Genomic DNA, 25191 nt, shown 5'->3' with positions numbered 1-25191 from the left:
TGGAATGGAGGGCAGGTTTACACCCCATGGTAGATTCTAAGCGAAGTCGGTCAGCCCCATCTAGTCAGGGTAGGATAGAACACAATCTGATCACTTTGGTCTTTGATCATTGTGAGCATTCCATTGGTAATCGGTAGTTCCCATGTCTAGTTCCCGTGGCCCCTACAAGAGTCGTCTTTTTACCAATCTCAATCGCCAATCTCAACGGTTGCGCGATCGCCTGGGGGAAACGGTGCGTCATCTGCGGGTGGCGGCGGAATGGGGTGTACAGGCTTTAATTTATCCCTTTTACTGGCTACTACATCCAGAAAAGTGGTTAGGGCCCGTGTTAGGGGGAGACGGTAACCAGGGCGCACCGGCTTTACCCCCCGGACAAGGTGGAGACAAGGTCAATTCGGAAGATGGTGGACATTTGGCGATCGCCGCTGACCAACCCATTGAAACGGTGCTTACTTCCCTACAAGCTTGGTTTGACCATGCCGGGGTTAATCAAACCAGTCAGGGTTTAGTTTTATCCCAAGATTTTTCAGCTTTAATCAATAATCAATCCCTTGGGGAAGATGGTGTTTCGGTTAACAACCAAGACCTAACTCTGCCTGGAGAGCAAAAAAAACCGGCTTTACCCCCCAGCAATAATCCGTCCCCACTGGCTAACTTTGGCGAACAGGTAAAAAGCATTTTCCGAACCGACAACAATGCCATTGTCGTTCAAGGTTTAGCTTCCCGTTGTGGCGATCGCCGTTTAGTGCTGACCACCAAAGAAAATTTAACTCTGGATGTGTTTTCCCCGGAGCAACAACAACAATTGCAACAACAAATCCGGCGGGAGTTGGCCCAATGGCATTATCAACGTCGTCGGCAATGGGCTTTGCAGGCCAAACAATGGCGGGGTATTCCTCTAATTACCGGCGCTGATAGCAATGGTCCAGGGGAACAGAGTGGAAAGGTACTTGCCCCCCTGGATTGGCTCTGGCAGGGCATTTACCGTTGGCAAACCAGCCCCGCTTTACCTTCATCTACGGCCATTGTGGCAACTAATACCGTCCAGGCTAATGTAGCAGGCATTAAACATTGGCTGGGGCAAACAAATCGCCATCTCAAAAATTTAGGACAACAACCAGTCATTGAAGCCACTGTAGTTAAATCGCAACAACTGTCCCAGCAAATTGTGGAAGTGTTACCCCCCACAGTGCAACATCTAGGGCAAGATTTACAGCAGCGGGTACAACAAACTCTGGAGCAATTATTCAATCCCGATCGCCATCCCACGAATGCCCCAGACCCCTTTGAGTTAAAGGTTATTCTCCAAGCGGCGATCGCCTACTTTTTTGCTCCCCAGGGCAGTAGTTCAGCCCAATCATTGGGAGGAGAAGGGGAAAATAAGCCTGTTTTGCCGGGGGAAAATTCCAGTTCTTGGTTGGCTTGGGAAGAATTGTTTGCTGATTTACCCATGCCGGCCATGGTTACGCCCCTATTGGGCCAAGGCAATGGAGCAACCACCGGAGCCCATGCTGTTGAGCAATGGACAGAAGAAAGCATTGAAAACCCCCACAATTTTGCTTTGTCGGTGCCCGGTAATCATTCCCCGGCGATCGACGCTCCTAGCCACCGTCGTAGTAAACACCCTGGCCGGAAAAAATCTGCCTTGGTAAATTCCGTTTCTCCTGGCGTCCCTGGAATGGTGGTGCAAGATCCCTGGCTGGAGGAGGATTGGGGTTTAGATGAAAAAGTTTTGTCTGACCAAGGGGAAATTAAACCAAAAGGACAATTTCTTCACTCCACCGGGCCAATGGCCAAACAACAGCGATCGCCCCAGGAAGTGGAAACTGCCTTTGATTGGATTGAAACCCAGGCCCAGAGTTTGGGTTATGACAGACACGTTTTAGTTTGGTGCTTGGAATGGCTTGACCGTCTGGTGTACGGGTTGGAACAATTACTGGCAAAAGTGTGGCAATGGCTCCGGCAAAAATTCGGCCAGGGAACGGGGAAAGCTGACATTTTGCCCCCTTCTCCCTAAGCTTGCGGCCAAGGAACCATTCATTCTCCTACGGCAGACTTTTGGGCAACTCAAGAAAAAGGAGGTCTTGAAAAATCAAACACCTCCGCTTCAGCGAAGGGAAGACCCCGTTGATCCTTGGGAGATAACAGAGGCGGGGTTGTGAGGGGCCAGTCAATGCCGATGGCCGGGTCATTCCACAGTAGGGTGCGATCATAGGTCGGCGCATAGTAATCTGTGGCTTTGTATAGCACTTCTGCTTCTGAGGAAAGGACAGCGAAACCGTGGGCAAAACCGGCGGGAATCCATAGCTGTCTTTTATTCTGGTCATTAAGCACGCAACCCACCCACTGGCCAAAACTGGGAGAATTACGGCGCAGATCCACTGCCACGTCGAAAATTTCTCCCCGGGCGGCCCGTACTAATTTTCCCTGGGGATGCTGGATTTGGTAATGTAGCCCCCGTAATACCCCCTGGCGGGAAAGGGAATGGTTATCCTGGACGAAATGGGGGTCTATGCCCACTGCCTGCTGAAAAACTTTGTCGTTGTAACTCTCAAAGAAAAAACCCCGTTCATCGCCAAAGACTTTGGGCTCCAAAACCAACACATCGGCGATCGCCGTGGGAATCACGTTCACAGATCAAATTCCTCTTTAGGGTTACGACACCCGAAAAAATACCATTAATCGGCCAGTAGAGGAAAATCTGGAAACATTAAACTGCCAAGAATTTTTGAATAACTTCCTGACTGAGGGTTTGGGTTTCCCCGGAAGCCACAATGCCTCCCTTTTGCATGGCATAGTAACGATCTGCGCTGATCAAGCCCTTGATTATTACTGCAAACCCAATGCAAAAATTATCGCTTGTCTTATCTTTTGTAAGGTCTCACTTGATAATTCACCCAATTTCCGATCTAGTCTTGTCCTTGGAATAGATCCTAAGCCCTGAATGTTCGCAAAGGAGTCTTGTTTCAGAAAGCTTAGTTTTGGTAAAGAAACTTCATACTGACTGTGTCGATATTGGGTGGTTAGTGGAACATAGATAATTAAAGCTCGTGGAGGATTTGTGTCATAACGAGATACCACAACAACAGGACGAGTCTTTGCGGCTATGCCTAAGTCAACAAGCCAAACGTCACCAGGTTTAGGACTCATCGAGTAAATCTAATACCTCTTGTTCGATTGCTCGGGAGCGAAGAATATCTAGGGCATCTTGATCAGCTAGTTCAATTATTTCTCTGATTTTCTCTCGAACTTGGGTGGCTATGTCTGGTTGCCATTTTTGTAGTTTAATTTCCAATATTTCTGTTAGAGAATCCATAATTGTCTGCACCATTCACTGCTTTATCAGCTTAGCACCAGGATTAAAGTGATCTCTGCCATTTTCCTCCCCAAAATAGGTTGGAAAATACAATCAAACAGCCAAGAATTTTTGGATAACCTCCTGACTCAAGGTTTGGGTTTCCCCGGAAGCTACAATGCCTCCCTTTTGCATGGCATAGTAACGATCAGCCTGGCGGACAAAGTGTAAATGCTGTTCCACCAAAAGAACGGAAATGCCTGTGGCCGCAATAATCCTTTTCACCGCCGCTTCAATTTCCAGAATGATGGATGGTTGAATGCCCTCCGTCGGTTCATCCAACAGCAATAGTTTGGGTTGACCCATCAAGGCCCTGGCGATCGCCAATTGTTGTTGCTGACCACCACTCAAGTCCCCACCCCAGCGGGAAAGCATGGTTTTTAGCACAGGAAAAAGCTCGAAAATTTCGTCGGGAATGCCTTTTTGTCGTTGACTTTTATCCGCACAGGCTTCCAATCCCAGCAGCAAATTCTCCTGCACTGTCAAGCGGGGAATAATTTCCCGGCCCTGGGGCACATAACCAATGCCTAAACGGGCCCGTTTATCCGTCGGCACGGAATTCAACTGGCGATCGCCATAAACCACATAACCACTGCGGGGGGAAAGCAGTCCCATAATGGTTTTGAGGAGAGTAGTTTTACCAACCCCGTTGCGTCCGATCAAACATACCATCTGCCCCGGCGCAATGGACATGTCCACATTACGTAAAATATGACTTTCTCCGTAATACACATTCAGGTCGGAAATTTGTAGCATGGGGATGATCCAATTAGCCAAGAATGGGGGAAAGGATAACATAGCTATCCAGAATGTTCAAACCTCCCGTCAACCTTTATTAATTATACCCTTCCCATGGGCTGGAACCGGAGCGATGGAATGCGGCTAAAGGTCAAGGTGAGTAAACGCTTTGGCCCCCTGGCCGGTATAGGTGGCGGCAATCTGACCATGGCCCCACAGTTGATATTTGTAGGTGACCAAACCCTCCAAACCGACTGGGCCCCGGGGAGGCATTTTCTGAGTACTGATACCAACCTCCGCCCCAAATCCGTAGCGGAAACCATCGGCAAAACGGGTACTGCAATTGTGGTAAACTCCGGCGGAGTCCACCCGCTGACAAAACTGTTCTGCCACGGCCAAATCTTCGCTGATAATGCCATCGGTGTGCTTAGAACCGTACTGGTTAATGTGATTGATCGCCGCTTCGAGGGAATCAACAATTTTGATGGAGAGGATCAAATCACTGTACTCGGTGCTCCAATCTGCTTCGGTGGCAGGTTCACAGTCAATTAATTGCTTCGTTTCACCATCTCCCCGCAGACTAACTCCTTTTTCCCTCAGAGCCCGGGCCAAGGGTGGTAAGAATTCAGCGGCGATCGCCTGGTGGACCAAAAGGGTTTCAATGGCATTGCAGGCGGCGGGGTATTGGGTTTTGGCATCCACTGTTACAGCAATGGCCTTAGTCAAATCAGCCTGGGCGTCTAAATAAAGGTGACAAATGCCATCGGCGTGGCCTAACACGGGAATCTGGGTATTTTGTTGAATATATTGGACAAATTCGTTGGAACCTCGGGGAATAATCAAATCCACATACTGGTTTAGGGCCAACAATCCCCGAATTTCTTCCCTGGTGGTGAGTAAATTAACCGCCTCGGGTTTGACCGCAGTCTTAGCCAAAGCGGTTTGAATAACTTCGGTTAAAACTTGGCAGGAACGGGTGGCTTCCCGACCCCCTTTGAGAATGACGGCGTTGCCGGATTTAATGGCCAAACTACTAATTTGGATCAGGGCCTCCGGGCGCGCTTCAAAAATCACCCCCAACACCCCCAGGGGACAACCAACCCGTTTTAACACCAAACCCTCGTCCAATTGTCGATGGAGGGTAACTTGGCCCAACGGATCGGGTAAATGCTCCACATCTTTAACCCCGGCAATGGTGCTTTTGAGCTTACTTTCCCCCAACAGCAAGCGGTTATACAGGGGTTTAGCAATGCCCATGGCTTCTGCCGCGGCACAATCTTCCTGGTTGGCAGCTAAAATTTCCGGCATGGCGGCCGTTAAACCATCAGCTATGGCGGCGATCGCCTGATTCCGTTCGGCGGTGCTGAGGGTGCCCAAATGGAGGGCCGCTTGGCGGGCATTGTGGGCCAGGGTGGGGAGGGCAGAAACGCTAGGAGAAACAACCATGGGTTAGACGTTGACGTTAACGATGCAGTTACTTGAGTTATTTTTCAGGACGGGGCAACCGTGGGGAGCGAACAGCAAGGCACAGAGGAAAATATTCACGACTTTAACTAGGGCAATGGCCTTAATGATCGAGAGCCGATCGCCCTTGACGACCCAAACGAAAAATCAGGAAAGAGAGGAAATACATCACATAGGCCACTAGGCCCACAATACCCAAAAATCCGAGAAATCCGGTGTTGGAATTGGCGTGGAACCAAGCCTTGTAATGTAGGGGAGGCTGGAGCCAAACCTGGCAGAAACTTTCTGCGCCGCCAATGCCATTCAGCCCACAGGAAAGGAAAGGAATATTTACCAAGATGGCAAAGCAGGAAAAAATAGTGATGGCCCAGCGCCAAGTGGTGGTGGCCAATTTCAAAGGGGAAGGGGGTAAATCTTTGATTTCATCATTGAGGTCCACCCAAAACCATAAACTGATGGGAATTAGACAACGGGCGGCAAAACCAGTGAAGAAAGCTAATGACCAGCCAGGAATCAGGAGATAGACCGTTACCACCAACAGGCTGGCCACCCGCCAATAGATGATTAGCAAGCGATTGATGGCATCTACCCGTTTAAAGGCCGACCAAATGATCAGCAGCAAGGGGATAAACACAGAAACAATGACCGCTAAGCGATAGTCCAACCAGATTAACCGCAACCAAATGCCGTCTACTTCCATAACACCATCGAAAAATTTAACAAGACCAAGGGGCAATGCCCACCAAAATGTGAACCCCCGGCTTTGCTAGGCTACCAAATTTTCAGACGTTAATCCCCAATCAATCCATCTGGGAAAAATTTCACCACCCATTGGACGGTAATTCCGAGGAGAATCAGAGGAGGACATTAGATATGGTTTATTCAGTTGGTATTTTCAGCGTCGGGATAAAAATCCGGATCCAATAATTCCGTCACTGAAAACGGGCAATTTTCAGGAAAAGTCTGCGCCGCTAACCCTGTTTTATCGATAGCACGTCTTCTCGCTTTGACATACATCAAATCAATGCGGGCAAGGAAAAAATTGTAAAGAGTTTTTGACTCTAACAGAGTCTCCAATTCATCTCTGAAGTTACCGATTTCACTACGCCAGCCCCGACCGGAGTTTTCCCGTTCTGTTGTCCAATAGCGATAGAGGAGTAAATGAATCAGCAATTGCCGCAGATAGCTATCAACTTCATGGCGTAGCTGAATGCCCAAACCTTCGATTTCCTCTACTAAATTATCCCAGTCTATTTGATCAACTTGGCGTAGTTTAAGCTGCTCCAAGGTCGTTTCTAACCAAAGGAGATAGTCTTTTTCATAAAGGCTTTTAGCTACGGCGGTTAAAGACATTGCTCTACCTTTTTACTGTATTCAGAGATAAGCTAATCAAACTGATTAATTGATTTACTCTATCTCGTTTGATCCTAACAAATCAGCCGAGATAATCCTGCAATGCTTTCACGTCCAAGGGGTGATCCTGCAAACTGCGGAGGGCGGCCACAGTAGCTTTTCCGCCGGCAATGGTAGTAATGATGGGCAACTTGTAGTCCAAAGCGGCCCGGCGAATGGTGCGGCCATCCAACTGGGACTCCTCACCGCTGGGGGTGTTGATAATAAATTGAATTTGGCCGTTTTTAATCCAGTCAATGACGTGGGGGCGACCTTCATGGAGCTTGAGCACCACTTCCACCCCTTCAATGCCATGCTGTTGCAAAACTTTTTGGGTACCGGCCGTGGCTACGACTTTAAAGCCAAGTTCGATCAAATCTTTAACCACAGGTACGGCGGTCTCTTTGGTGCGATCGCTCATGGAAACAAACACCGTGCCACTGGTGGCCAAAATTACCCCTGCCCCTAATTCTGCTTTGGCAAAGGCCTTACCAAAGTCACTGTCAATGCCCATCACTTCTCCGGTGGAACGCATTTCTGGGCCGAGTAGGGTATCTGCCCCAGGGAACTTACTGAAGGGGAGCACTGCTTCCTTAACTGCTACGTGTTGGGGAATAAATTCCTCCGTTACCCCGAGTTCTTCTAGGGTTTTGCCAGACATGACCAGGGAAGCAATTTTTGCCAAAGGACGGCCGGTGGCCTTGCTCACATAGGGAACGGTACGGGAAGCCCGGGGGTTAGCTTCGAGGATATAAACCTGATCCCCTTGGACAGCATATTGAATATTCATCAAACCCACCACGTTTAAAGCCCTGGCCAATTGTTCGGTCCATTGGCGGATGGTGGTTAGTACGTCATCGGAAAGGCTGGTGTAGGGAATGGAACAGGCGGAGTCCCCAGAATGAATGCCCGCTTCTTCAATGTGCTCCATAATGCTACCGATGACCACTTTGCCGGTGCTATCGGTGAGGGAATCCACATCCACTTCGATGGCATTTTCTAGAAATTTGTCAATTAAAATGGGGTGGTCCGGCTCAATTTGCACTGCGAAGGTCATGTACCGTTCCAACTCTTCATCCGAATAGACGATTTCCATGGCTCGTCCCCCCAGCACATAGGAAGGGCGCACCACAACGGGATAACTGATGCGGTTGGCGACAACCCTGGACTCTTCGTAATCCCTGGCAATGCCATTGGGGGGTTGGCTAATTTCCAATTCGTGGAGAATTTTTTCAAACCGCTCCCGGTCTTCGGCGGTGTCGATGGAGTCGGGGGAAGTGCCCCAGATTTTGGTTTGCACTGGACAGTCAGCACTGTTTAAATATTCCTGTAGGGGGACTGCCAGTTTGAGGGGGGTTTGACCGCCGAATTGGATGATGATGCCCACCGGATTTTCCGCTTCGATGATATTTAAAACGTCTTCTTTAGTTAACGGCTCAAAATAAAGGCGATCACTCGTGTCGTAGTCGGTGGAAACGGTTTCGGGGTTGGAGTTGACCATGATGGTTTCGTAGCCCGCATCACTGAGGGAAAAGGCGGCATGGCAACAGCAGTAGTCAAATTCAATCCCTTGGCCAATGCGGTTGGGGCCACCACCAAGGATCATTACTTTGGGTTTTTCGGAAGGTAATACTTCGCATTCCTCCGGTTCGTAGGTGGAGTAGTAGTAGGGGGTGAAAGCTTCAAATTCCGCTGCACAGGTGTCCACCACTTTATATACGGGGGTAATGCCGAGGGATTTGCGGTAAGCTCGCACCTCGTCTTCCGTGGTTTTAGTGGCAAAGGCTATCTGGCGATCGCCAAAACCCTGTTGCTTGATATAGAGCAGATCTTCAGCGGTGAGATCCTTCAAATGCCGTTGTTTCATATATTTTTCGGTTTTGACCAAGTCTTCCAACTTGTCCAAAAACCAAGGATCGATCGCCGTTAACTCGTGAATTTCCTCCACTGTCATGCCTAAATTAAACGCATGGTGCAGGGAAAATACCCGTTCCGGGTTGGGAGTCCGCAATTGGGAACGCAAATGGGACAAAGTCGGCAAGGTTTCGTGGCGATCGCAACCAAAACCAAACCGCCCGGTTTCCAAAGACCGGAGAGCTTTTTGAAAGGATTCTTGGAACGTGCGCCCGATCGCCATGGCTTCCCCAACAGATTTCATTTGGGTATTTAAAATCGGCTCTGCCCCGGGGAATTTTTCGAAGGCAAACCGGGGAATTTTGGTCACTACATAGTCAATGGTGGGCTCAAAGGAAGCGGGGGTTTTCTTCGTGATATCGTTGGAAATCTCGTTGAGGGTGTAGCCCACCGCTAACTTGGCCGCAAATTTGGCAATGGGAAACCCCGTGGCCTTGGAAGCCAGGGCGGAAGATCGGGAAACCCGGGGATTCATTTCGATAACAATCACATCCCCATTGGCGGGGTTAACGGAAAACTGAATATTAGATCCCCCCGTTTCCACGCCAATTTCTCGAATGATGGCAATGGAATAGTCCCGCAACCGTTGATATTCCTTATCAGTTAAGGTCTGGGCCGGAGCGACGGTGATCGAGTCGCCGGTGTGCACCCCCATAGGGTCAAAATTTTCAATGGAGCAGATGATAACCACGTTGTCCGCCAAATCCCGCATCACTTCCAGCTCATATTCCTTCCAGCCCAATAGGGATTTTTCCACCAAAATTTGGGACATGGGGGACTGGTCTAAGCCATACTGCACCATTTCTTCATATTCTTCTTGGTTATAGGCAATGCCCCCTCCAGTTCCCGCCAAGGTAAATGCCGGGCGAATAATCAGAGGATAGGAACCAATTTCGTGGGCCACTTGCCGAGCCTCTTCAAGACTGCTGGCGATGCCCGACGGACAAACGGGAACCCCAATGCGGGCCATGGCTTGTTTAAACAATTCTCGATCTTCCCCCATTTCGATCGCCGGCAGTTTGGCCCCAATTAATTCCACTCCATACTTTTCCAATACGCCGGATTTGGCTAAAGATACCGCCAGGTTTAATGCCGTTTGTCCCCCCATGGTGGGTAAAACCGCATCCGGTCGTTCCTTTTCAATGATTTTTTCAACAATTTCTGGGATCAGCGGCTCGATGTAGGTACGATCCGCCAACTCTGGATCGGTCATAATCGAAGCGGGATTGGAGTTCACCAGTACCACTTCGTAGCCTTCTTCCTTTAATGCCTTGCACGCCTGGGTGCCCGAATAATCAAATTCGCAAGCTTGACCAATAACAATGGGCCCAGCTCCCAAAATCATAATTTTGTTTAAGTCGTTGCGGCGTGGCATAGGTAAAACTGTCCGAGACGTGATGGGGTGTTCGATCCCAATCATTGTATAGGCTTTATCGGCGATCGCCACCCGTTCGCATATCCAGGTTTATTGACCAAAAATCCCGGCCTTGACTCTATTTAAGAGACCCCACTGCCCAACCAAGGCCACAGGCGATTGCCACCACACAAGAAATCTTAAAAGCATTGATGGTAGTTGGCTGTACCTGGGCATCTTCCCTTTCTTCCTCAGTTTTGGCCCGACTAAAGCGACGTTTTTGCAACCAAAAGTAAACCAACTGGGAAATAACGGATAGGGTTAAAGGAATAAAAACCAGGCGACTGGCTAAGACCAACCCTATTCCCGTAGTCAGGGTGAACAGACCGCCCAAAAATAGGAAATAACTCAGTAACCGATCCTGTTTCTCCAAGGCGATCGCCTCCAGGGCGCGATCTAGGGATAAAGACTCCCTGGCCGCCTGTAGGGTCAAAAAACCACCAAAAATCCAAAACGCACCGAAAAGCCGCAAACAGGAACGCAGCCCAATCACCCAAAAAGCTTCCATCACTGCTCACGCTTAACCCTTAATCAATTCCACTGTGTCCCGACCGTCGGGATCCTGTAAATATACTTTCACCTGTTCCTCCGCCGCTGTAGGCAAAGTTTTACCTACAAAATCAGGATGGATGGGCAACTCCCGATGACCCCGGTCTACCAAAGTTAATAAACGAATCACCTGGGGACGGCCGTACTCTGTTACTGCATTGAGGGCCGCTCGGATGGTGCGACCTTTATAAATCACGTCATCCACCAAAACCACCCTTTTGCCCGTCAAACTGAGGGGAATTTTCGTTTTGGCAGGAGTACGGGTTTTAATACGTTTTAAGTCGTCCCGGTACAGGGTGACGTCGATCGCCCCGACGGGTACCTTAACCTGCTCCAACATTTCAATTTGTTGGGCCAACTGATAGGCGAGGGGAACGCCCCTGGTGTAGATACCCAATAACACTAACTCCGACAGGTCACTATTTTTCTCAATTACTTGGGAAGCTAAACGGGTCAGGGTCCGCCGGATTTCCTCTGGGGAAAGAATCTCAATGATCTGTGTCGCCATGGACCATCACCTACACCAATGTAATAAAGTCATCCTGTCATTGACACTGTAACAGGGGAAAGTCGTCAATGTTCACCCCCCGGACGGTGGGAGCATGGTATGATTTGAAAGACTAATTGTTACATTTCTTAATGAAATCCTAATCTTTTTGCTACTGCTCCCAGGGATCCGTCTCCAGAGACTTGCTTAGTCCGGCTCTGATTACGACCCATCGACGGTGCGGAGGTCTTTTACGGATACAATTTTAGAGACTGCATCATTCGATACAATCAAGGCGCTTGGGGCATTAGGGCTAAACAAATACACCCATAACCTCCAATTTATTGTGACCATCGCTTCTTCCCATTCCATCAATAACGGCATGAACACCGGCAAATTAGTGAATCAAGTTTCCTCCTTACCTGACCGTAATACCCATAATGGGCAAGAGGTGAAATACCACACCGAAAATGTTGAGTTGAATAAAGAGAAAATGATGGATGCCGTGCGCGTCATGTTGGAGTCGGTGGGGGAAGATCCGGAACGGGAAGGTTTGCTAAAAACCCCCAAGCGAGTGGCGGAAGCAATGCAGTTTTTGACCCAAGGCTATGATCAGTCCTTAGAAAAATTAGTTAATGGGGCCATTTTTGACGAAGGCCATAATGAAATGGTTTTGGTGCGGGACATTGACTTTTTCAGTTTGTGTGAACACCACATGTTACCTTTTATGGGTAAGGCTCACCTGGCCTATATTCCCAATCAAAAAGTAGTAGGCCTCAGTAAGTTGGCTCGTATTGTAGAAATGTTTTCCCGTCGTTTGCAGGTGCAAGAGCGTCTCACCAGGCAGATCGCCGAAGCGGTACAGGAAATTCTCGATCCCCGGGGGGTAGCGGTGGTGATGGAAGCAACCCACATGTGTATGGTGATGCGCGGCGTTCAGAAACCAGGTTCCTGGACAGTTACCAGTGCCATGATTGGTTCTTTCCAAGATGAACAAAAAACCCGGGAAGAGTTTTTAAATTTAATTCGTCATCAACCCAATTTCTATTAATTTTTCCAGGGGACAAGCCCCACTAAATTTGGTTAGATGTTGCTGGATTTTTAGTGGGGGGATGGAATATTGGAATATAAATTTAAGACTGCTGAAGCATTCCCTAGCTGAATGAAAACACTTAAATTTGCTCCAATTAATCCAATCTGACCTATCCCCTAGAAATATTTTGGACATGGCAAGGCGGCATTGACGTTAACTTGTTGACAGGCTTATTCCATGGCGGCTGAAATTATCTGCGTTGGCACCGAATTATTGCTAGGGGAAATCCTCAATAGCAACAGTCAATACCTGGCCCAGGAATTGGCCCGCCTTGGCATTGCCCATTATTTCCAAACGGTGGTAGGGGATAACCCAGAACGCATCAAGCAGGCGATCGCCATTGCCCGGGGGCGGGCCCAAATTCTCATTTTTACCGGGGGCTTGGGGCCGACGCCGGACGATCTGACCACAGAAACCATCGCAGATTTTTTCCAGACTCCTTTGCAGGAAAACACTACTGTCATCGCCGACATTGAGGCAAAATTTGCCCAAACGGGGCGACCCATGGCGGCTAATAATCGCAAGCAGGCCCTGCTGCCGGTGGGGGCAGAAGTATTGGCCAACGGAACGGGAACGGCCCCCGGCATGATTTGGCATCCCCAGCCGGACTTGTTAATTTTGACTTTCCCTGGAGTTCCCTCGGAAATGCACCAGATGTGGCAGGAGGTGGCGGTGCCCTACCTCAGAAGTCAAGGCTGGGGACAAACTAGTATTTACAGCCGGGTGCTGCGCTTTCGGGGCATTGGGGAATCGTCTTTGGCGGAGAAAGTAACGGATTTTTTCAATTTGACTAACCCCACCGTGGCCCCCTACGCCGGGAAGGGAGAGGTGCGTTTAAGGGTTTCCTGTGCTGCGTCCTCCGAAATCCTGGCCCGGGAAATTATCGAGCCGGTGGTGGATCAAATTAAGGCTATCGCCGGTTTAGATTATTTCGGTGAGGATGAAGATACCATTGCGTCGGTGGTGGGGACTCTATTGCGGCAACGGGGAGAAACGGTCGCGGTGGCAGAATCCTGTACTGGTGGTAGCTTAGGTGCTCTGTTGACCGATCAACCAGGCAGTTCCGACTATTTTTGGGGCGGAGTAATTGCCTACGATAACCAGGTGAAAATTAAACTGCTTGGGGTAGATTCAGAAATTATCGAACATTGCGGAGCTGTTAGTGAAGCTACAGCGGAGGCCATGGCCCTGGGAGTGAAAGAAAGACTAGGTACGGACTGGGGCGTTGCCATTACCGGCATTGCTGGCCCGGGTGGTGGGACGGAGCAAAAACCCGTTGGCACCGTATACGTTGGCCTAGCGGATCCCAGTGGTCATACTAGCCATGTTTTATTGCGATTTGGCGATCGCCGGAGTCGAGAATGGATCAGGCACTTGAGTGCTTGCCAGGCTTTGGATTATCTCAGACGGCGTTTGTAGAGTAGCTGAGTTTTAATTTTCTTCGTCTCTTGCTAAGATCCAAAAGCATTGGTTAAATATTGCTCTAATCGAAGGCGGTGACCCTGCCAGTGCAGGCTTTGACCCAATTGTAAATTGGCCGGTAAACCGAGGTCGCCATACCCCACGTCCCCTGATCGGCCCTGGCAAAAAACGATCGCCACATCAAACCGACAGTTCAAATCACACCACTGGGGCTGAGTAGCAAGGAAATGGTTCGCTGTCTGCCATATCTTTTCCCGCTTGCGAGCGTTAACTACCAGTAAGCCGCCTTGATCCCAATTGCCACCGCTACGGGTTTTCACCTCTACAAAAGCCAGCATCATCGTTGCCGGAAAATGGGCAATCAGATCAATTTCTCCCCACGGCGATCGCCAGCGTTGCTGTAGAGTTTCTCCCCCCTGTTGTTCCAGCCAAGCTGCTACCAAACTTTCCCCTGCTTGTCCTAAGTCCACCATCGCTGCCCTAGCCAATTTTGATTGCTTTCTTCGGTGGTTTGCTTATTAAATCTACTTCTTCGACTGGATGGGGCCCGGCAAACCATTATTGGAGCTGGGAGCTTGGCTCTGGGTTTCTACTTCTGTTTCCCCCGCATCAACATTGGGTTGGGGCGGCACGATAGATGGAGCCTGATTTTGTTGCAGCAACATTTCTCCCTTCGTTTTCGGCAAAGAAGGTTGACTGGAACTGGGGGCAGGGCTAACTGCAGGGGCAGGTTCTGGGGCAGGAACAGAACGAATAGGTGACGGAGCCACATTAGCCGGAGGCGCACTGGGGGCTGGGGTGGCAGGTTGTCGCCGGGGGGCTGGGGCATCGGGCATGGGGGAAGGTCGCACTGCCGGTGTTGGAGTAGCTTGGGGCTGACTAACCGGTGGCGTCGTTGGTCGGGGCCGTAGTGGTTCCGGAGAGGGGGCAATGCCAGGGGCTGGGCTAACGGTGGGGGCCGGCATAGCTTGAGAAGGTGGTGGGACAGCCGGAGCAGGAACAGATGGATTGTTTGTTTCTCCACCGGAGGGAATGAATTGGTCTATGCCCCCACAGATCTCGGCGTCATACTTAAAGGAAACCGTCACCTGGGTAGGTTCACCATAACTACGGTTGGCGATCGCTTGTTGAGCCAGTTGATTAAAAATGGGGTAGCGGGAGCGGCCCACCAGATCCTTTTGCCCACCGGGAAAAACGTTATAGACCACCGTTGCTTCCGTGCGATTACGACAGGCGATCGGAGGATAAGCTCCGTTGATGGTGTCCTTTGCCTTCAGAGCTTGGCCCTGCTGGGCAATGGAAACCAAGGTATTTTCCCGTAGTTTTTCCGGTGAAGTGTCTTCTCCCTCCGCCATCAAACCCGGTTCCTGGGAAGGATTGACGCCTTGGGGAGCCCTGGTAATAAAACCGGTGCCCTGGGAGGGGGGCAAAGTACCAAAATCAGGTCGGCTGGGGCCGAGGGGGTTCATTCCCTGGTCTGGTGTGGGAGCAAATAGGCCGGGGGGGCGGGGAATTTGCCTGGTGGAAGGTAACTGGGGTAGGGAAGGAATGGGGGGATTGGTAATGGGCAACCGACTCAAATTGCCATAGCTGGTCAGGGGGGGCAAATTAGGGTAAGACGGCAGATTGGGCATGGCCGGCGGCGGTGGCATAATGCCCGGTCCCGGAGGTAAGGAATAGTTATAGTCGCCACTGGGGGGAGTGGACAAATTGGGGTCGGCAGGAATGGTGCCGGGGTCACTACCACCGGGAGCAGTGGGAAACAGGGCACTGCCGGCAAAAATATCTGTTTCCGGTAAACGACTTTGTTCCGCCGGAGTTAATTCGATTACCCCCACAGGATTGCGGTCCGCCAGATTATCTCCGGTGGATTCTTGCCACTGCCAATGGGGTAAAGCCAAGCCCAAAATGAAGCCATGGATACCGAGGGAACTCAAAATAGCCACATTCACCGGAGTGAAAACCTGGCCCAATGAGGGAGCATTGCTTAACCTGAGGGGTAAATCCATTGCCATAGATCGATCGCCATCTAGAAAAACTTTGACGGTCCCAGTCTCCATCAGGACAAAGTGAGGAAAAATGCCGGTGCTGGAGGCCGTTTACACAGTTCCCTCAAAATAACACAAACCCTTTGGCGATCGGTGTTAGTCCTTAGCCACTGTCCCCCTGCCCCCCAGATAGCGGAGCAAAAATGATAGGTTAGGATGCTAGATTGCCTTTGATCCCCTAGCCAATATCGATCGCCGTTGATTGTTTATGTTTATTTCTCCCCCCCGTAACTTACTGAAGGTTGCTGTCCAACGTGTGGGTGGCTTAGTCATCGCCCTGGGCTTAGTGGCTGGAGGAGCTTTACCGAGCCTCGCCAAGGATGTTCTGCTCCAGGTGGGGGTGGTGCAACGCTTTGGGGACGAAGACCGGGATCAACTGAGCATAAGCGGGGTGGGCAACGATGACTTAACCTTTATTGCAGTTAATAATCAGGGGGAAAAGGTCACCCTCCAGAGCAAACAGGGCACCATTGCCATTAGCCGCCGGGCCGTGCCGAGGAAATTGGCGGAAGTATTGGTGCTGGGGGACCATGCCACCTTTGAAACCGCGGAGGACGATGCCCTCCGTTGGCAAGCTCAAGGTATTGCAGTGGAAGTTACCCAGCCAGGGCGTTGGCAGGTGTGGGCTAAAAGGGACGTATATGACAGTCCCCTGGTGCGCCGTTGGTTGCTGGCGGATTTAAAAGAGCAGGGTTACCAATTGCCCTACCTGGAAAGCGTACTATTGGACAGTAAGCCCCAGGCCATGGTGGTGATCAATGGTCAAAGCTATCCCGCTGACCGGGTGACCGTCACTGCGACCAAAAATCAAATTCAAGTTACGGAAGGGGAGAAAAAATTTGTCTATGGCGGTTGGTTGCAGCTCCAACCCAACTCCTACGGAAATTACACCTTGGTTAACCATGTACCGCTGGAAACCTACCTGCGGGGTGTAGTGCCCCATGAAATTGGCCCCGGTGCTCCCCCCACTGCGGCCAAAGCCCAAACTATTATTGCCCGCACCTATGCCCTGCAGAACCGGCGTCGTTTTGCCGCCGATGACTATGAGTTGTGTGCCACCACCCACTGCCAGGTTTACTACGGCTTAAGTGGCACTAGTCCCAGGGCCGATGAGGCGATTAGGGAAACGGCGGGGCAAGTTTTAACCTACAACAATCAATTGGTGGATGCCCTCTACTCCTCTACGGCTGGGGGGGTGACAGCCAAGTTTAGCGATGTCTGGAATGGGGAAGAACGGCCCTATCTGCAAGCGGTCATCGACTCGGCTCAACCCATTTGGAATTTGTCTAGCCAAAGCTTGGCCGATGAAGCAACTTTTCGTAAATTTATCAACCTCAAGGAAGGATTTAACGAAACGGGGCGGAAGTTTTTGCGCTGGCGCTATCCAGCTACATTGGCGGAGTTGAATCAGGATCTGAAAAAATATCTGACCAACCGGCGCCATCCTTTGGCGGACTTCACCACCATCTACGATATGAAGGTCACCAGGCGATCGCCATCGGGGAGAATTTTAATGCTGGAGGTGCTGACGGACAAGGGTGTGGTGGAATTGGCTAAAAACGAAGCCCGTAGCGCTTTTGGGCCTCCCCGCAGTACCCTGTTCTACCTGGAACCCACCTACGATGCCAACCAGCGACTCCAAAGCATCTTTTTCGTTGGGGGAGGCTTTGGCCATGGGGTCGGCATGAGTCAATTTGGCTCCTATAAGCTCTCCCAATTGGGGTGGTCAGCGGAACAAATCTTAGCTTTTTATTATCCTGGCACTCAAATCAGACAACTCAATGAGCAAATTCTGGGGCAAACTCCCCGCCCTTGATGCCTCTTTTCCCAACTAATTTCCCCCCATTACTTATGACTTCCATGCCCATCGAAATTTCTGTTCAGGATTTAGCCCTGATGTTGGCTCACCCCAATGGCGATCGCCAGTTGATTGATGTGCGGGAACCCCATGAGGTGGAAATTGCGACCCTGCCAGGCTTTGAAACCCTACCTTTGAGCGAGTTTGCCCACTGGTCTGATAACATTCAAGAACGATACGAATCTGACCGGGAAACTGTGGTGCTTTGTCACCATGGCATCCGTTCAGACCAAATGGCCCACTGGTTAGTGGATCAAGGTTTTAGTAAAGTTAAAAACGTAGTGGGGGGAATTGATGCTTATTCCCGTTTGATTGATGCCACCATTCCCCGTTATTAACTCCCATTGAATAACTGCAGGGGACCGAACTGTTTGGTTTTGAGGACAATAGCCGATATTATTAAGAAAAGTAACCGGGACGGACGGGACTGTCCCCATGGCCTGGTGTCTAGTATTATCGTCAACTTGGTTAACTGTTAGCCCGCTAGTCAATAGTCAACTTTTTTAATATCCAACAGGGCCCTTTGCCCAAGCAATTTCTCCTACAGAAAATATCCCCGGAGGTATTTAGATCATGTCCATTCGTCTCTACGTCGGTAACCTACCCAAAGAATCCATTGAGCGGGAAGCACTACAGGAAGTATTTGCAGAAGCCAATGCTGTTGTTTCCACCAAAGTTATCAAAGACCGTAAAACGGGTAAATGCCGGGGATTTGCTTTTGTAACGGTTTCCACTGACGAAGCGGCGGATGAATTCATCGAGAAATACAATGGCCAATCCTTTATGGACAGCCCTTTAAAAATCGAAAAAGCTAACCCCCGCTCCAAGGATGATGATGAAGGAGGCAGTGAAATTCCGGTGGCCAGTGGAGAAAAAACTAAGCAACCCCGCACCGATAAAAAACGGGGTAATAAAAAAGCGGCAGGCACCAGTGCCAATGCCAGTAGCGCTTCTGAAGGCTTCCAGCCTGACCCCCGCTGGGCAGACCAGTTGGCCCAACTGAAGGAAAAATTGACAGCGGCCCAGTAGGCCCACGGTCTTTTCTTGGCCAGAACTATTCTGATAATTTTTGCCGTGTACAAATTTCGGCGATCGCCGGGCTTTTTTTCCTGATTGGGGTTTTATAGAAAACATAGAGCCTAGATAAAGCTTGGGTAATTGGGAGTGATAGGATTTTGTCTAATTCACGCTAACTAACTCATTAATTAAAAAATTTAAAATATAAAGCAACGGAGGTTAAATTTTTATGGCTGATCTAGATGCGGCCAACTTGATGAAACAAGCAGTGGGGAAAGCCGCCGCTGACCGGGTTAAGTCCAACACCATTGTCGGTTTGGGCACCGGTTCCACCACCGCCTACGCCCTAGAGTTCATTGGCGATCGCCTCAAAAAAGGAGAATTGGAAAATGTAGTGGGCATTCCCACCTCCTTTCAAGCGGAAGTATTGGCCCGTAAATATGGCATTCCCCTGACGACTTTGGATGTGGTTGATCGCATTGACATCGCCATTGATGGAGCGGATGAAGTTGACCCCCAGAAAAATTTAATTAAAGGGGGAGGGGCCGCCCACACGAGGGAAAAAATTGTCGATGCCTTGGCGGAAACTTTTCTAGTAGTGGTGGACAGTGGCAAGTTGGTGGACAAATTGGGTTCCACCTTTTTACTGCCGGTGGAAGTGATTCCCATGGCCCTGACCCCCGTAATACGGGCTTTGACTAAATTGGGTGGTAAACCAGAACTACGCATGGGGATTAAAAAAGCTGGCCCCGTTGTCACGGACCAAGGCAACCTCGTCATTGACGTTAAATTTGATGCCATTGCCGACCCAGCGGAATTGGAAAAAACCATTAACAATCTCCCCGGTGTGTTGGAAAACGGTTTGTTTGTGGGAGTAGCGGACGTGATTTTAGTAGGGGAAATTATTGACGGTCAACCCACGGTGCGGGAATTTTAGTTTCCCCTAAACAGCATCGTATTAACTAGGGTCGAGGTGGAAAAATAAAAGGGATATGGATACCCCTGCCCCCGGACTTTACCTCCAAACATTGGCCAACTTGCTCAGGTTCTCTTTAACTTGGGTAGGTTTGGTGTTTTTATTGGCAGGCTGTGGCTATCCCCGTTACCTGAGCCTTTCCTTTGACCGCAGTGGCCGGGGCGTTAACAGTGCTTCCGAGGAAATTTTTCCCCAGGTGAGTTATCCCTTTTTGGTCTTTACCTCCGACCGTAACGGCACCCAGGGAATTTATCTGTACAATCTCCAAAATAACCGCCTGGAAACCCTGCCCCGCCTCAATTCCCTAGACCAGGTGGCCAGTCATCCCAGCATTACCGAAGACGGACGCTACATTGTCTTTACTCTCAGCCGCCAGGGAAAAACTGACATTGTGCTCTACGATCGCCAAACGGAGCAAAAGCGTAATTTAACCGCCGATCTGGCCGCCGACACGAGGAATCCCGTCATTAATGCCAACGGCGATCGCATTGCCTTTGAAGTGGCCCAGGACGGCCAGTGGGACATTATGGTAATGGATACCCAGGGCCAAATTATCGCCACCCCGTAACAAGTTTGTAGGGTTTCCAGGCCGGGGAGATTAAAATATGGAGAAAACAGTAAAACAATGAAACCTATTTCCGTTCCCTTCTGGCCGACTCTCCTCTTCGGTGTTGTTGCCTGTACTGCAGTAAAAGAACTGCCCCCAGTGCAGGCCGAACAAATGGAAGCGAATTTGCCCGCGGTCGCCACCATTACGGAGTTGGTCAATGGAGACTTAGCCTGTTATGTAGATTTGATGGACAATCAAGGAAATCAGTATCAGGGGCTATACGCCACCTTTGAAATTTGTGAACAGGCTGTCCTAATTGGCAAAACGGTCAAATTAACCTATCAAGTGGCATCCTTTAACGATTGTGATAGTAACGAACCCTGTGGCAAAAGTAAGACCGAGTTGGCGATCGTCCAAATTGAACCATGGGAAAACTAAACCGAGGCGGGAAACAAAACCTCAGCCCCATTGTCATTTTGGGTGCCCTAGCCCTACTAGTGGCGATCGCCATTATTGGCATTGGCAAAGTTGATCCATCGGGGTTAGGGCAATCGCTGGCCCGCCCAGATCCTCTGCCCCAGCAGGAAGATATCCAAATTTATTTCAATCTCAACGATGCCAAAGGAGCAGATTTCATTGATCCTGACCGCAACTTTAAACGGCAGGGGGACAATTTTGAGCAAATAATCCTAGATCAAATTAATGAAGCCCAGTCCACCATCGACCTAGCGGTACAAGAATTACGCCTACCCCGTATTGCCCAGGCATTGGTCGAGAAACAAAGGGCCGGGGTTAGAGTCCGGTTAGTGCTAGAAAATATCTATAACCAAACCATTAAAGAAGCAGTAGAAGCAGAAAAAGATCCTTACCGTTACCGTGCCCCCTTTGCCTATTTGGACCAAAATCAGGATGGTCGCATCAGTCCTGCAGAAAGTGCAGAACGGGATGCCATTGAGATTCTCCGCACCCAGAAAATTCCCCTCATTGACGACACAGAAGATGGCAGTAAAGGATCGGGTTTGATGCACCATAAATTTGTGGTGCTGGATAATAAAACGGTCATTGTAACCTCTGCCAACTTCACCCCCAGCGATCAGTATGGCGACTATGATGATCACTTCACCCGGGGCAATGCTAATAACTTATTGGTGATACAATCCCCGGCTGTAGCCCATCTTTTTACAGAGGAATTTAACCTACTTTGGGGAGATGGCCCTGGAGCAAAAAAAGACAGTCTATTTGGTATTAATAAGCCCAGCAGACCAGCTAAAGCATTAAAAGTAGGGGAGACCACGGTAACAGTAAAATTTTCCCCCGATCGCCGAGCAATACCTTTTACAGAAACAAGTAACGGTTTAATTGCCCAATACCTGAATCAGGCCCAGCAAAAAATCCAGTTAGCATTGTTTGTTTTTAGTGAACAAGCATTATCCAATGTAATCAACCAAAGATTTCAAGCGGGTACGGAGGTTAAAGCTTTAATCGATCGAGGATTTGCCTTTCGTTACTACAGTGAAGGGCTGGATCTATTGGGGGTAAAACTATTAGAAGACTGCCTAGAACAACCTGGTAATCTTCCCTGGGCTTTGCCAACCGAATTTGTCGGCACACCGGCCCTGCCAAGGGGGGATAAATTGCACCATAAATTTGCCTTGGTGGATGATTACACAGTGATCACCGGTTCTCATAATTGGTCCCCCGCCGCTAACCACAGCAACGATGAAACGGTATTGGTTTTACAGAATGCCCAAATAGGGGCCCATTACCAACGGGAATTAGACCGACTCTATGCCATCACAGAGTACGGTTTACCCCCCACCGTGCAAGCTCGCATCGAACGCCAAGAGCAGGAATGTGCCAACCCCCAACCAAGCCCCAAACCCCTAGCTACCGCCACCCCTAACCGCTTAGTTAACCTCAACCGAGGTAGTCAAGCGGAATTGGAAAGTTTACCGGGCATTGGTCCCAGCATCGCTGAAAAAATTATTGCCACCAGAGAGCAAAAAGCTTTCACTTCCCTAGAAGACTTGGCCCGGGTTAAGGGCATTGGGCCCAGTAAGATTGAGGGTTTGCGGGGTAAAGTTACCTGGTAAAAAAATTCCCGACCAAGGAAACGGCAATAACTCAGATCCTTTGGCCGGGGAATTTATAATTCAAATAACGAAAAACGAACGGAAATTAAGGAAGTCTAGCTAAACCATTCCGGTACGGCTTCTTCTTTCGTGTTGGTGTTACGGGAAGGAGTCTCCCGGGTGAACTTCATATGTACGTTACGGGTTTGTTCCCCATCCACCGCCACTGCCATGATGGGATAGTCGATTAAGCTATCTTGGAAAGACATTTGGAAACGGAAGGTACCGTCTTCATTGAGTTTAATTGGACGGCCACCAATGGTCACCGTAGCATCGGGTTCCGTGGCACCGTAAACAATCAGCTCAGCATCGGCCACTAACCAGAATTGTCGGGGACGAATTGGGGCTTCCGAGGCCATAAATTCGCTACTGGAAAGGCCATAACCCATGCCAATGCCGGACATATTTAAGCCAGAAACATTGGGGGCTGCCCACAGTCCCACTCCGGAGGGAAACACATAGGAGCTTAAGGTTTGTTCATGGGTAACGGAACCGGGGATGTGCTGCATGGAGCCGTAGAGAGAGCCAGCCATACGTAGGGCTTCAGCGCCTTGGGCCATGTCAAACACTTGGTCATAGACGGCGGTGAAAACTCCCACAGAACGCTTGCTGGGGGGCACCAATTGGTAAATGGTTTTGCCTTGGAGGTCTTCGTCCCAGTTGACGGTGACAAACACATCTTCTACCCAATCGGAGGGATAAACGGGGGGAATGCGAATGGGGGTGGAACGGGCCAGGGTGAGCCAGCGACCATCAAAGGTGCGGTAACCAATGTCTAGGGCATAATCCCGATCACTTACAGGGATGGGCAAATACCATTCTCGGGCCAATTCATCACAGAGGTATTCCTGGACGCTGTGGGGGCTTGCGGTCTGCCAATCCAGGTCGGTCACGTCGTAGAGTCGTAGGGCCAACTGTTGTCCCCCTTGACTACGGAGAGAATCCTTATGTTCTTTGGGAATATCCCAATAGGCGTAGGCCCACTGGGGATCCCTGGGCATGAGGGTAATGCGGCTTTCACCATAACCACCGGGCAAATCTCCCAAAACTTCATCGACGGCGGTGAGGGGGGCACCAATTTTATCATCTTGACCAAGTTCAAATTTAGAAGCTTCCACAGCTTGTTCCTCCTGGGGACGGTTAACGGATTTGACAGAAAATGGTGCAGGGGCAGGTTTGTTGAGAGCCTTTTCCACCTCTGCTAGGAGCTGGGATTTACGCATCCGACTGTACCGGGAAATATTGCATTCACTGGCAACTCGGCGTAATTGTCGCAGCGTCATGTCTTCGAGGGAGGGTCGGTCTTCTTTAGCCATAACAATTACTTTGGGTTTATGGGACAGTCCATACTATGGGTTTCCACAATCAGCCCGTGGAAAGAGGACAGGGTTAGTTACTTCCAATGGTGAACACCGGGGGAGCATTGTTGATTTTTGATCAGGGCGATCGCCGGAGGAATTTCCACGGGGATCACAAGCTTCACCTTTTGTAACATAGGGTGGCGGCGGAACGTCAAGGGGATCAAGACTTTAAAATCGACTGCCACTAACGATTTCCAGGCATTATGACAAATCCTGTGTCATCATACTCTGACTTATCCTGTGAAGTTTTGTATGATTCGACCCCACCAATCCTGGGACGAAATCACAAAAAGTCAATTTTTCCTGACAATCACCCAAGGTATTATGACAATCTTTTAACTGTCACAGTGCCCATGGGGGTGGAGGGTGAGGGGGTTATTATCTAGAGGTGTGTGAGGAGTAAGTTGAAGCCCCCGGAGTCGAAACAAGGAAAGACGCCCAGGGGCTTTTTCTTGCCGTTTTTTGCCCTCAAGGGCTTTTTGAGCTGGTTCTATGCTCCCCATCAAGATCCAGGATGGGCGACCACTGTGATTTGTTTTCCTTCGGTTGGGAGAATTGAAGCGGGTTGCCAAGATTATCGAAAATTTTTTATGTGTCGTCTTTTAGGGTATCTGGGTCAACCACTGCGACCAGAGCAACTGATTTATCGCCCGGAACATTCCCTGATTGTCCAGAGCTATCAACCCCAGGAAATGACAGCGGGGCTGTTGAATGCCGATGGTTTTGGATTGGGTTGGTTTGACCAGGGGCATCAGCCCCGCCCCTATCTCTACAAGAATGTCCTGCCCATTTGGAGTGACATTAATCTTCCCCACCTGAGTCGGTATATCCAGTCCAGTTGTTTTGTAAGTTATGTCCGCAGTGCAACGCCGCCTTTGGCAGTGGATTTGACTAATTGTCAGCCCTTTACGGAGGAGGGGCTTTTATTTGTCCACAATGGATTTATCAATAATTTCCGGACTACTCTCTACCGTCCCCTACGCAATTTATTGAGCGATGCTAGTTATCAGTTCATCCATGGCACCACCGACTCGGAACATATTTTTGCCCTAATTTTGGACAATCTCCGACGGTCAAGGCAGGCTTCCCTGGGTGATAACGATGAGGCAAAGACTAGCTTGGGGGAGGCGCTAGAAGCAAGTTTGTTAACGTTGGCAGAGTTGGCCCGACAACATAACACTTATTTTTCCGCTAATATTCTCCTGGCCGATGGTCAGCGCATTGTGGCCTGTCGTTATGCCAGTCGTCAACCGGAACCGAGTTTATATTGGCTGGCTGATAGTGAGTGCTGTCCGGGGGGAGTAATTGTTGCCTCGGAACCCCTATTTACTGACCCCAAATGGCATGCCTGTCCGCCCCAAAGTATTTTGGCGATTAACAGTCCAGAGGCGATCGCCGTTAAAGTTTTAGCAGATCAATGA

At 49.8% G+C, this 25191-nt stretch carries 24 protein-coding genes and 1 pseudogene; 11 read left to right on the top strand and 14 right to left on the bottom strand.

The window, feature by feature from the left end:
* The first annotated feature begins 142 nt into the window (after positions 1-142).
* Positions 143-2017 (top strand): hypothetical protein, encoded by a 1875-nt coding sequence (locus IQE94_RS12140; protein WP_223342030.1) that lies wholly within the window; start codon positions 143-145, stop codon positions 2015-2017.
* Between the two features lie 50 nt (positions 2018-2067).
* Here the strand turns inward: IQE94_RS12140 and rfbC are convergent, their stop codons facing one another.
* From rfbC to pyrR, 11 genes and pseudogenes are all read right to left on the bottom strand, one after another.
* Positions 2068-2634: a dTDP-4-dehydrorhamnose 3,5-epimerase gene (rfbC, locus tag IQE94_RS12135; protein ID WP_212718705.1), complete on the bottom strand. Its 567-nt coding sequence runs from the start codon at positions 2632-2634 to the stop codon at positions 2068-2070.
* Positions 2635-2710: 76 nt separating this feature from the next.
* Positions 2711-2809: pseudogene (locus tag IQE94_RS12130) on the bottom strand (ABC transporter ATP-binding protein); the annotation flags it as partial.
* A 20-nt stretch (positions 2810-2829) separates the two neighbouring features.
* Positions 2830-3150, bottom strand: coding sequence for a type II toxin-antitoxin system PemK/MazF family toxin (locus IQE94_RS18900; RefSeq protein WP_212718704.1), 321 nt, complete (start codon positions 3148-3150; stop codon positions 2830-2832).
* Positions 3140-3331, bottom strand: coding sequence for a hypothetical protein (locus tag IQE94_RS12120; protein ID WP_194019429.1), 192 nt, complete (start codon positions 3329-3331; stop codon positions 3140-3142). Before IQE94_RS12120 ends, IQE94_RS18900 begins: the two co-directional genes overlap by 11 nt.
* Before the next feature lie 78 nt (positions 3332-3409).
* Positions 3410-4111, bottom strand: coding sequence for an urea ABC transporter ATP-binding subunit UrtE (gene urtE, locus IQE94_RS12115; RefSeq protein WP_020862100.1), 702 nt, complete (start codon positions 4109-4111; stop codon positions 3410-3412).
* A gap of 126 nt (positions 4112-4237) precedes the next feature.
* Positions 4238-5539, bottom strand: coding sequence for a glutamate-5-semialdehyde dehydrogenase (gene proA / locus IQE94_RS12110; protein WP_212718702.1), 1302 nt, complete (start codon positions 5537-5539; stop codon positions 4238-4240).
* 121 nt (positions 5540-5660) lie between these two features.
* The gene (locus tag IQE94_RS12105) at positions 5661-6257 is read right to left on the bottom strand and encodes a DUF3177 family protein (protein WP_212718700.1); all 597 of its coding nucleotides are present in this window, start codon (positions 6255-6257) and stop codon (positions 5661-5663) included.
* Positions 6258-6439: 182 nt separating this feature from the next.
* The gene (locus IQE94_RS12100) at positions 6440-6910 is read right to left on the bottom strand and encodes a DUF29 domain-containing protein (RefSeq protein ID WP_223342029.1); all 471 of its coding nucleotides are present in this window, start codon (positions 6908-6910) and stop codon (positions 6440-6442) included.
* Positions 6911-6992: 82 nt separating this feature from the next.
* A complete protein-coding gene (carB, locus tag IQE94_RS12095; protein ID WP_223342028.1) occupies positions 6993-10238 on the bottom strand; it encodes a carbamoyl-phosphate synthase large subunit in 3246 nt (1081 codons plus the stop codon).
* 118 nt (positions 10239-10356) lie between these two features.
* The gene (locus IQE94_RS12090) at positions 10357-10785 is read right to left on the bottom strand and encodes a hypothetical protein (RefSeq protein ID WP_212718687.1); all 429 of its coding nucleotides are present in this window, start codon (positions 10783-10785) and stop codon (positions 10357-10359) included.
* Between the two features lie 12 nt (positions 10786-10797).
* On the bottom strand, positions 10798-11334 hold the full coding sequence (gene pyrR, locus IQE94_RS12085; protein WP_194017966.1) for a bifunctional pyr operon transcriptional regulator/uracil phosphoribosyltransferase PyrR: 537 nt from the start codon (positions 11332-11334) through the stop codon (positions 10798-10800).
* A 325-nt stretch (positions 11335-11659) separates the two neighbouring features.
* On the opposite strand from pyrR, the gene folE reads away from it, so the two are divergent.
* Together folE and IQE94_RS12075 are read left to right on the top strand one after the other, a co-directional pair.
* Complete coding sequence (gene folE, locus IQE94_RS12080) at positions 11660-12364, top strand: GTP cyclohydrolase I FolE (RefSeq protein ID WP_212718685.1); 705 nt, start codon at positions 11660-11662, stop codon at positions 12362-12364.
* A 219-nt stretch (positions 12365-12583) separates the two neighbouring features.
* Complete coding sequence (locus tag IQE94_RS12075) at positions 12584-13825, top strand: competence/damage-inducible protein A (RefSeq protein ID WP_223342027.1); 1242 nt, start codon at positions 12584-12586, stop codon at positions 13823-13825.
* Positions 13826-13857: 32 nt separating this feature from the next.
* Here the strand turns inward: IQE94_RS12075 and IQE94_RS12070 are convergent, their stop codons facing one another.
* The gene (locus tag IQE94_RS12070; RefSeq protein ID WP_223343226.1) at positions 13858-14301 is read right to left on the bottom strand and encodes a YraN family protein; all 444 of its coding nucleotides are present in this window, start codon (positions 14299-14301) and stop codon (positions 13858-13860) included.
* Between the two features lie 51 nt (positions 14302-14352).
* Positions 14353-15888, bottom strand: a complete 1536-nt coding sequence (locus IQE94_RS12065) for a hypothetical protein (RefSeq protein WP_212718681.1) — start codon at positions 15886-15888, stop codon at positions 14353-14355.
* Between the two features lie 196 nt (positions 15889-16084).
* Here IQE94_RS12065 and IQE94_RS12060 point away from each other — a divergent pair, with 196 nt between their 5' ends.
* The 7 genes from IQE94_RS12060 to IQE94_RS12030 all read left to right on the top strand — a co-directional run bounded on the left by IQE94_RS12060 (position 16085) and on the right by IQE94_RS12030 (position 22370).
* Positions 16085-17692, top strand: coding sequence for a SpoIID/LytB domain-containing protein (locus IQE94_RS12060; protein ID WP_212718679.1), 1608 nt, complete (start codon positions 16085-16087; stop codon positions 17690-17692).
* A gap of 35 nt (positions 17693-17727) precedes the next feature.
* The gene (locus IQE94_RS12055) at positions 17728-18072 is read left to right on the top strand and encodes a rhodanese-like domain-containing protein (protein WP_212718677.1); all 345 of its coding nucleotides are present in this window, start codon (positions 17728-17730) and stop codon (positions 18070-18072) included.
* A gap of 235 nt (positions 18073-18307) precedes the next feature.
* Positions 18308-18763: an RNA-binding protein gene (locus tag IQE94_RS12050; protein ID WP_212718668.1), complete on the top strand. Its 456-nt coding sequence runs from the start codon at positions 18308-18310 to the stop codon at positions 18761-18763.
* Positions 18764-18980: 217 nt separating this feature from the next.
* Positions 18981-19688, top strand: a complete 708-nt coding sequence (gene rpiA, locus IQE94_RS12045; RefSeq protein ID WP_212718666.1) for a ribose-5-phosphate isomerase RpiA — start codon at positions 18981-18983, stop codon at positions 19686-19688.
* Between the two features lie 55 nt (positions 19689-19743).
* Positions 19744-20295 (top strand): PD40 domain-containing protein, encoded by a 552-nt coding sequence (locus tag IQE94_RS12040; protein WP_212718664.1) that lies wholly within the window; start codon positions 19744-19746, stop codon positions 20293-20295.
* A 57-nt stretch (positions 20296-20352) separates the two neighbouring features.
* On the top strand, positions 20353-20715 hold the full coding sequence (locus IQE94_RS12035; protein ID WP_212718662.1) for a hypothetical protein: 363 nt from the start codon (positions 20353-20355) through the stop codon (positions 20713-20715).
* Positions 20703-22370: a phospholipase D-like domain-containing protein gene (locus IQE94_RS12030; protein ID WP_212718661.1), complete on the top strand. Its 1668-nt coding sequence runs from the start codon at positions 20703-20705 to the stop codon at positions 22368-22370. Before IQE94_RS12035 ends, IQE94_RS12030 begins: the two co-directional genes overlap by 13 nt.
* Positions 22371-22465: 95 nt before the next feature.
* Here the strand turns inward: IQE94_RS12030 and IQE94_RS12025 are convergent, their stop codons facing one another.
* On the bottom strand, positions 22466-23725 hold the full coding sequence (locus tag IQE94_RS12025; RefSeq protein WP_212718658.1) for a DUF4912 domain-containing protein: 1260 nt from the start codon (positions 23723-23725) through the stop codon (positions 22466-22468).
* Positions 23726-24360: 635 nt separating this feature from the next.
* Between IQE94_RS12025 and egtC the strand changes: the two genes are divergently transcribed.
* A complete protein-coding gene (egtC, locus tag IQE94_RS12020) occupies positions 24361-25191 on the top strand; it encodes an ergothioneine biosynthesis protein EgtC (RefSeq protein WP_223342026.1) in 831 nt (276 codons plus the stop codon).

Source organism: Synechocystis sp. PCC 7339, assembly GCF_019924095.1.
In the GTDB taxonomy this organism is placed as follows: domain Bacteria; phylum Cyanobacteriota; class Cyanobacteriia; order Cyanobacteriales; family Microcystaceae; genus Synechocystis.
Note: the sequence above shows the minus strand (reverse complement) of the source record. Positions and strands in the feature narration are given on the sequence as shown.

Excerpts from the sequence above, each read along its gene's own strand:
- IQE94_RS12140 (WP_223342030.1), top strand. The coding sequence starts at position 143 with ATGTCTAGTTCCCGTGGCCCCTACAAGAGTCGTCTTTTTACCAATCTC.
- IQE94_RS18900 (WP_212718704.1), bottom strand. The coding sequence starts at position 3,150 with ATGAGTCCTAAACCTGGTGACGTTTGGCTTGTTGACTTAGGCATAGCC.
- IQE94_RS12120 (WP_194019429.1), bottom strand. The coding sequence starts at position 3,331 with ATGGTGCAGACAATTATGGATTCTCTAACAGAAATATTGGAAATTAAA.
- urtE (WP_020862100.1), bottom strand. The coding sequence starts at position 4,111 with ATGCTACAAATTTCCGACCTGAATGTGTATTACGGAGAAAGTCATATT.
- proA (WP_212718702.1), bottom strand. The coding sequence starts at position 5,539 with ATGGTTGTTTCTCCTAGCGTTTCTGCCCTCCCCACCCTGGCCCACAAT.
- IQE94_RS12105 (WP_212718700.1), bottom strand. The coding sequence starts at position 6,257 with ATGGAAGTAGACGGCATTTGGTTGCGGTTAATCTGGTTGGACTATCGC.
- IQE94_RS12100 (WP_223342029.1), bottom strand. The coding sequence starts at position 6,910 with ATGTCTTTAACCGCCGTAGCTAAAAGCCTTTATGAAAAAGACTATCTC.
- carB (WP_223342028.1), bottom strand. The coding sequence starts at position 10,238 with ATGCCACGCCGCAACGACTTAAACAAAATTATGATTTTGGGAGCTGGG.
- IQE94_RS12090 (WP_212718687.1), bottom strand. The coding sequence starts at position 10,785 with ATGGAAGCTTTTTGGGTGATTGGGCTGCGTTCCTGTTTGCGGCTTTTC.
- pyrR (WP_194017966.1), bottom strand. The coding sequence starts at position 11,334 with ATGGCGACACAGATCATTGAGATTCTTTCCCCAGAGGAAATCCGGCGG.
- IQE94_RS12075 (WP_223342027.1), top strand. The coding sequence starts at position 12,584 with ATGGCGGCTGAAATTATCTGCGTTGGCACCGAATTATTGCTAGGGGAA.
- IQE94_RS12070 (WP_223343226.1), bottom strand. The coding sequence starts at position 14,301 with ATGGTGGACTTAGGACAAGCAGGGGAAAGTTTGGTAGCAGCTTGGCTG.
- IQE94_RS12065 (WP_212718681.1), bottom strand. The coding sequence starts at position 15,888 with ATGGAGACTGGGACCGTCAAAGTTTTTCTAGATGGCGATCGATCTATG.
- IQE94_RS12060 (WP_212718679.1), top strand. The coding sequence starts at position 16,085 with ATGTTTATTTCTCCCCCCCGTAACTTACTGAAGGTTGCTGTCCAACGT.
- IQE94_RS12055 (WP_212718677.1), top strand. The coding sequence starts at position 17,728 with ATGACTTCCATGCCCATCGAAATTTCTGTTCAGGATTTAGCCCTGATG.
- IQE94_RS12050 (WP_212718668.1), top strand. The coding sequence starts at position 18,308 with ATGTCCATTCGTCTCTACGTCGGTAACCTACCCAAAGAATCCATTGAG.
- rpiA (WP_212718666.1), top strand. The coding sequence starts at position 18,981 with ATGGCTGATCTAGATGCGGCCAACTTGATGAAACAAGCAGTGGGGAAA.
- IQE94_RS12040 (WP_212718664.1), top strand. The coding sequence starts at position 19,744 with ATGGATACCCCTGCCCCCGGACTTTACCTCCAAACATTGGCCAACTTG.
- IQE94_RS12035 (WP_212718662.1), top strand. The coding sequence starts at position 20,353 with ATGAAACCTATTTCCGTTCCCTTCTGGCCGACTCTCCTCTTCGGTGTT.
- IQE94_RS12030 (WP_212718661.1), top strand. The coding sequence starts at position 20,703 with ATGGGAAAACTAAACCGAGGCGGGAAACAAAACCTCAGCCCCATTGTC.
- IQE94_RS12025 (WP_212718658.1), bottom strand. The coding sequence starts at position 23,725 with ATGGCTAAAGAAGACCGACCCTCCCTCGAAGACATGACGCTGCGACAA.
- egtC (WP_223342026.1), top strand. The coding sequence starts at position 24,361 with ATGTGTCGTCTTTTAGGGTATCTGGGTCAACCACTGCGACCAGAGCAA.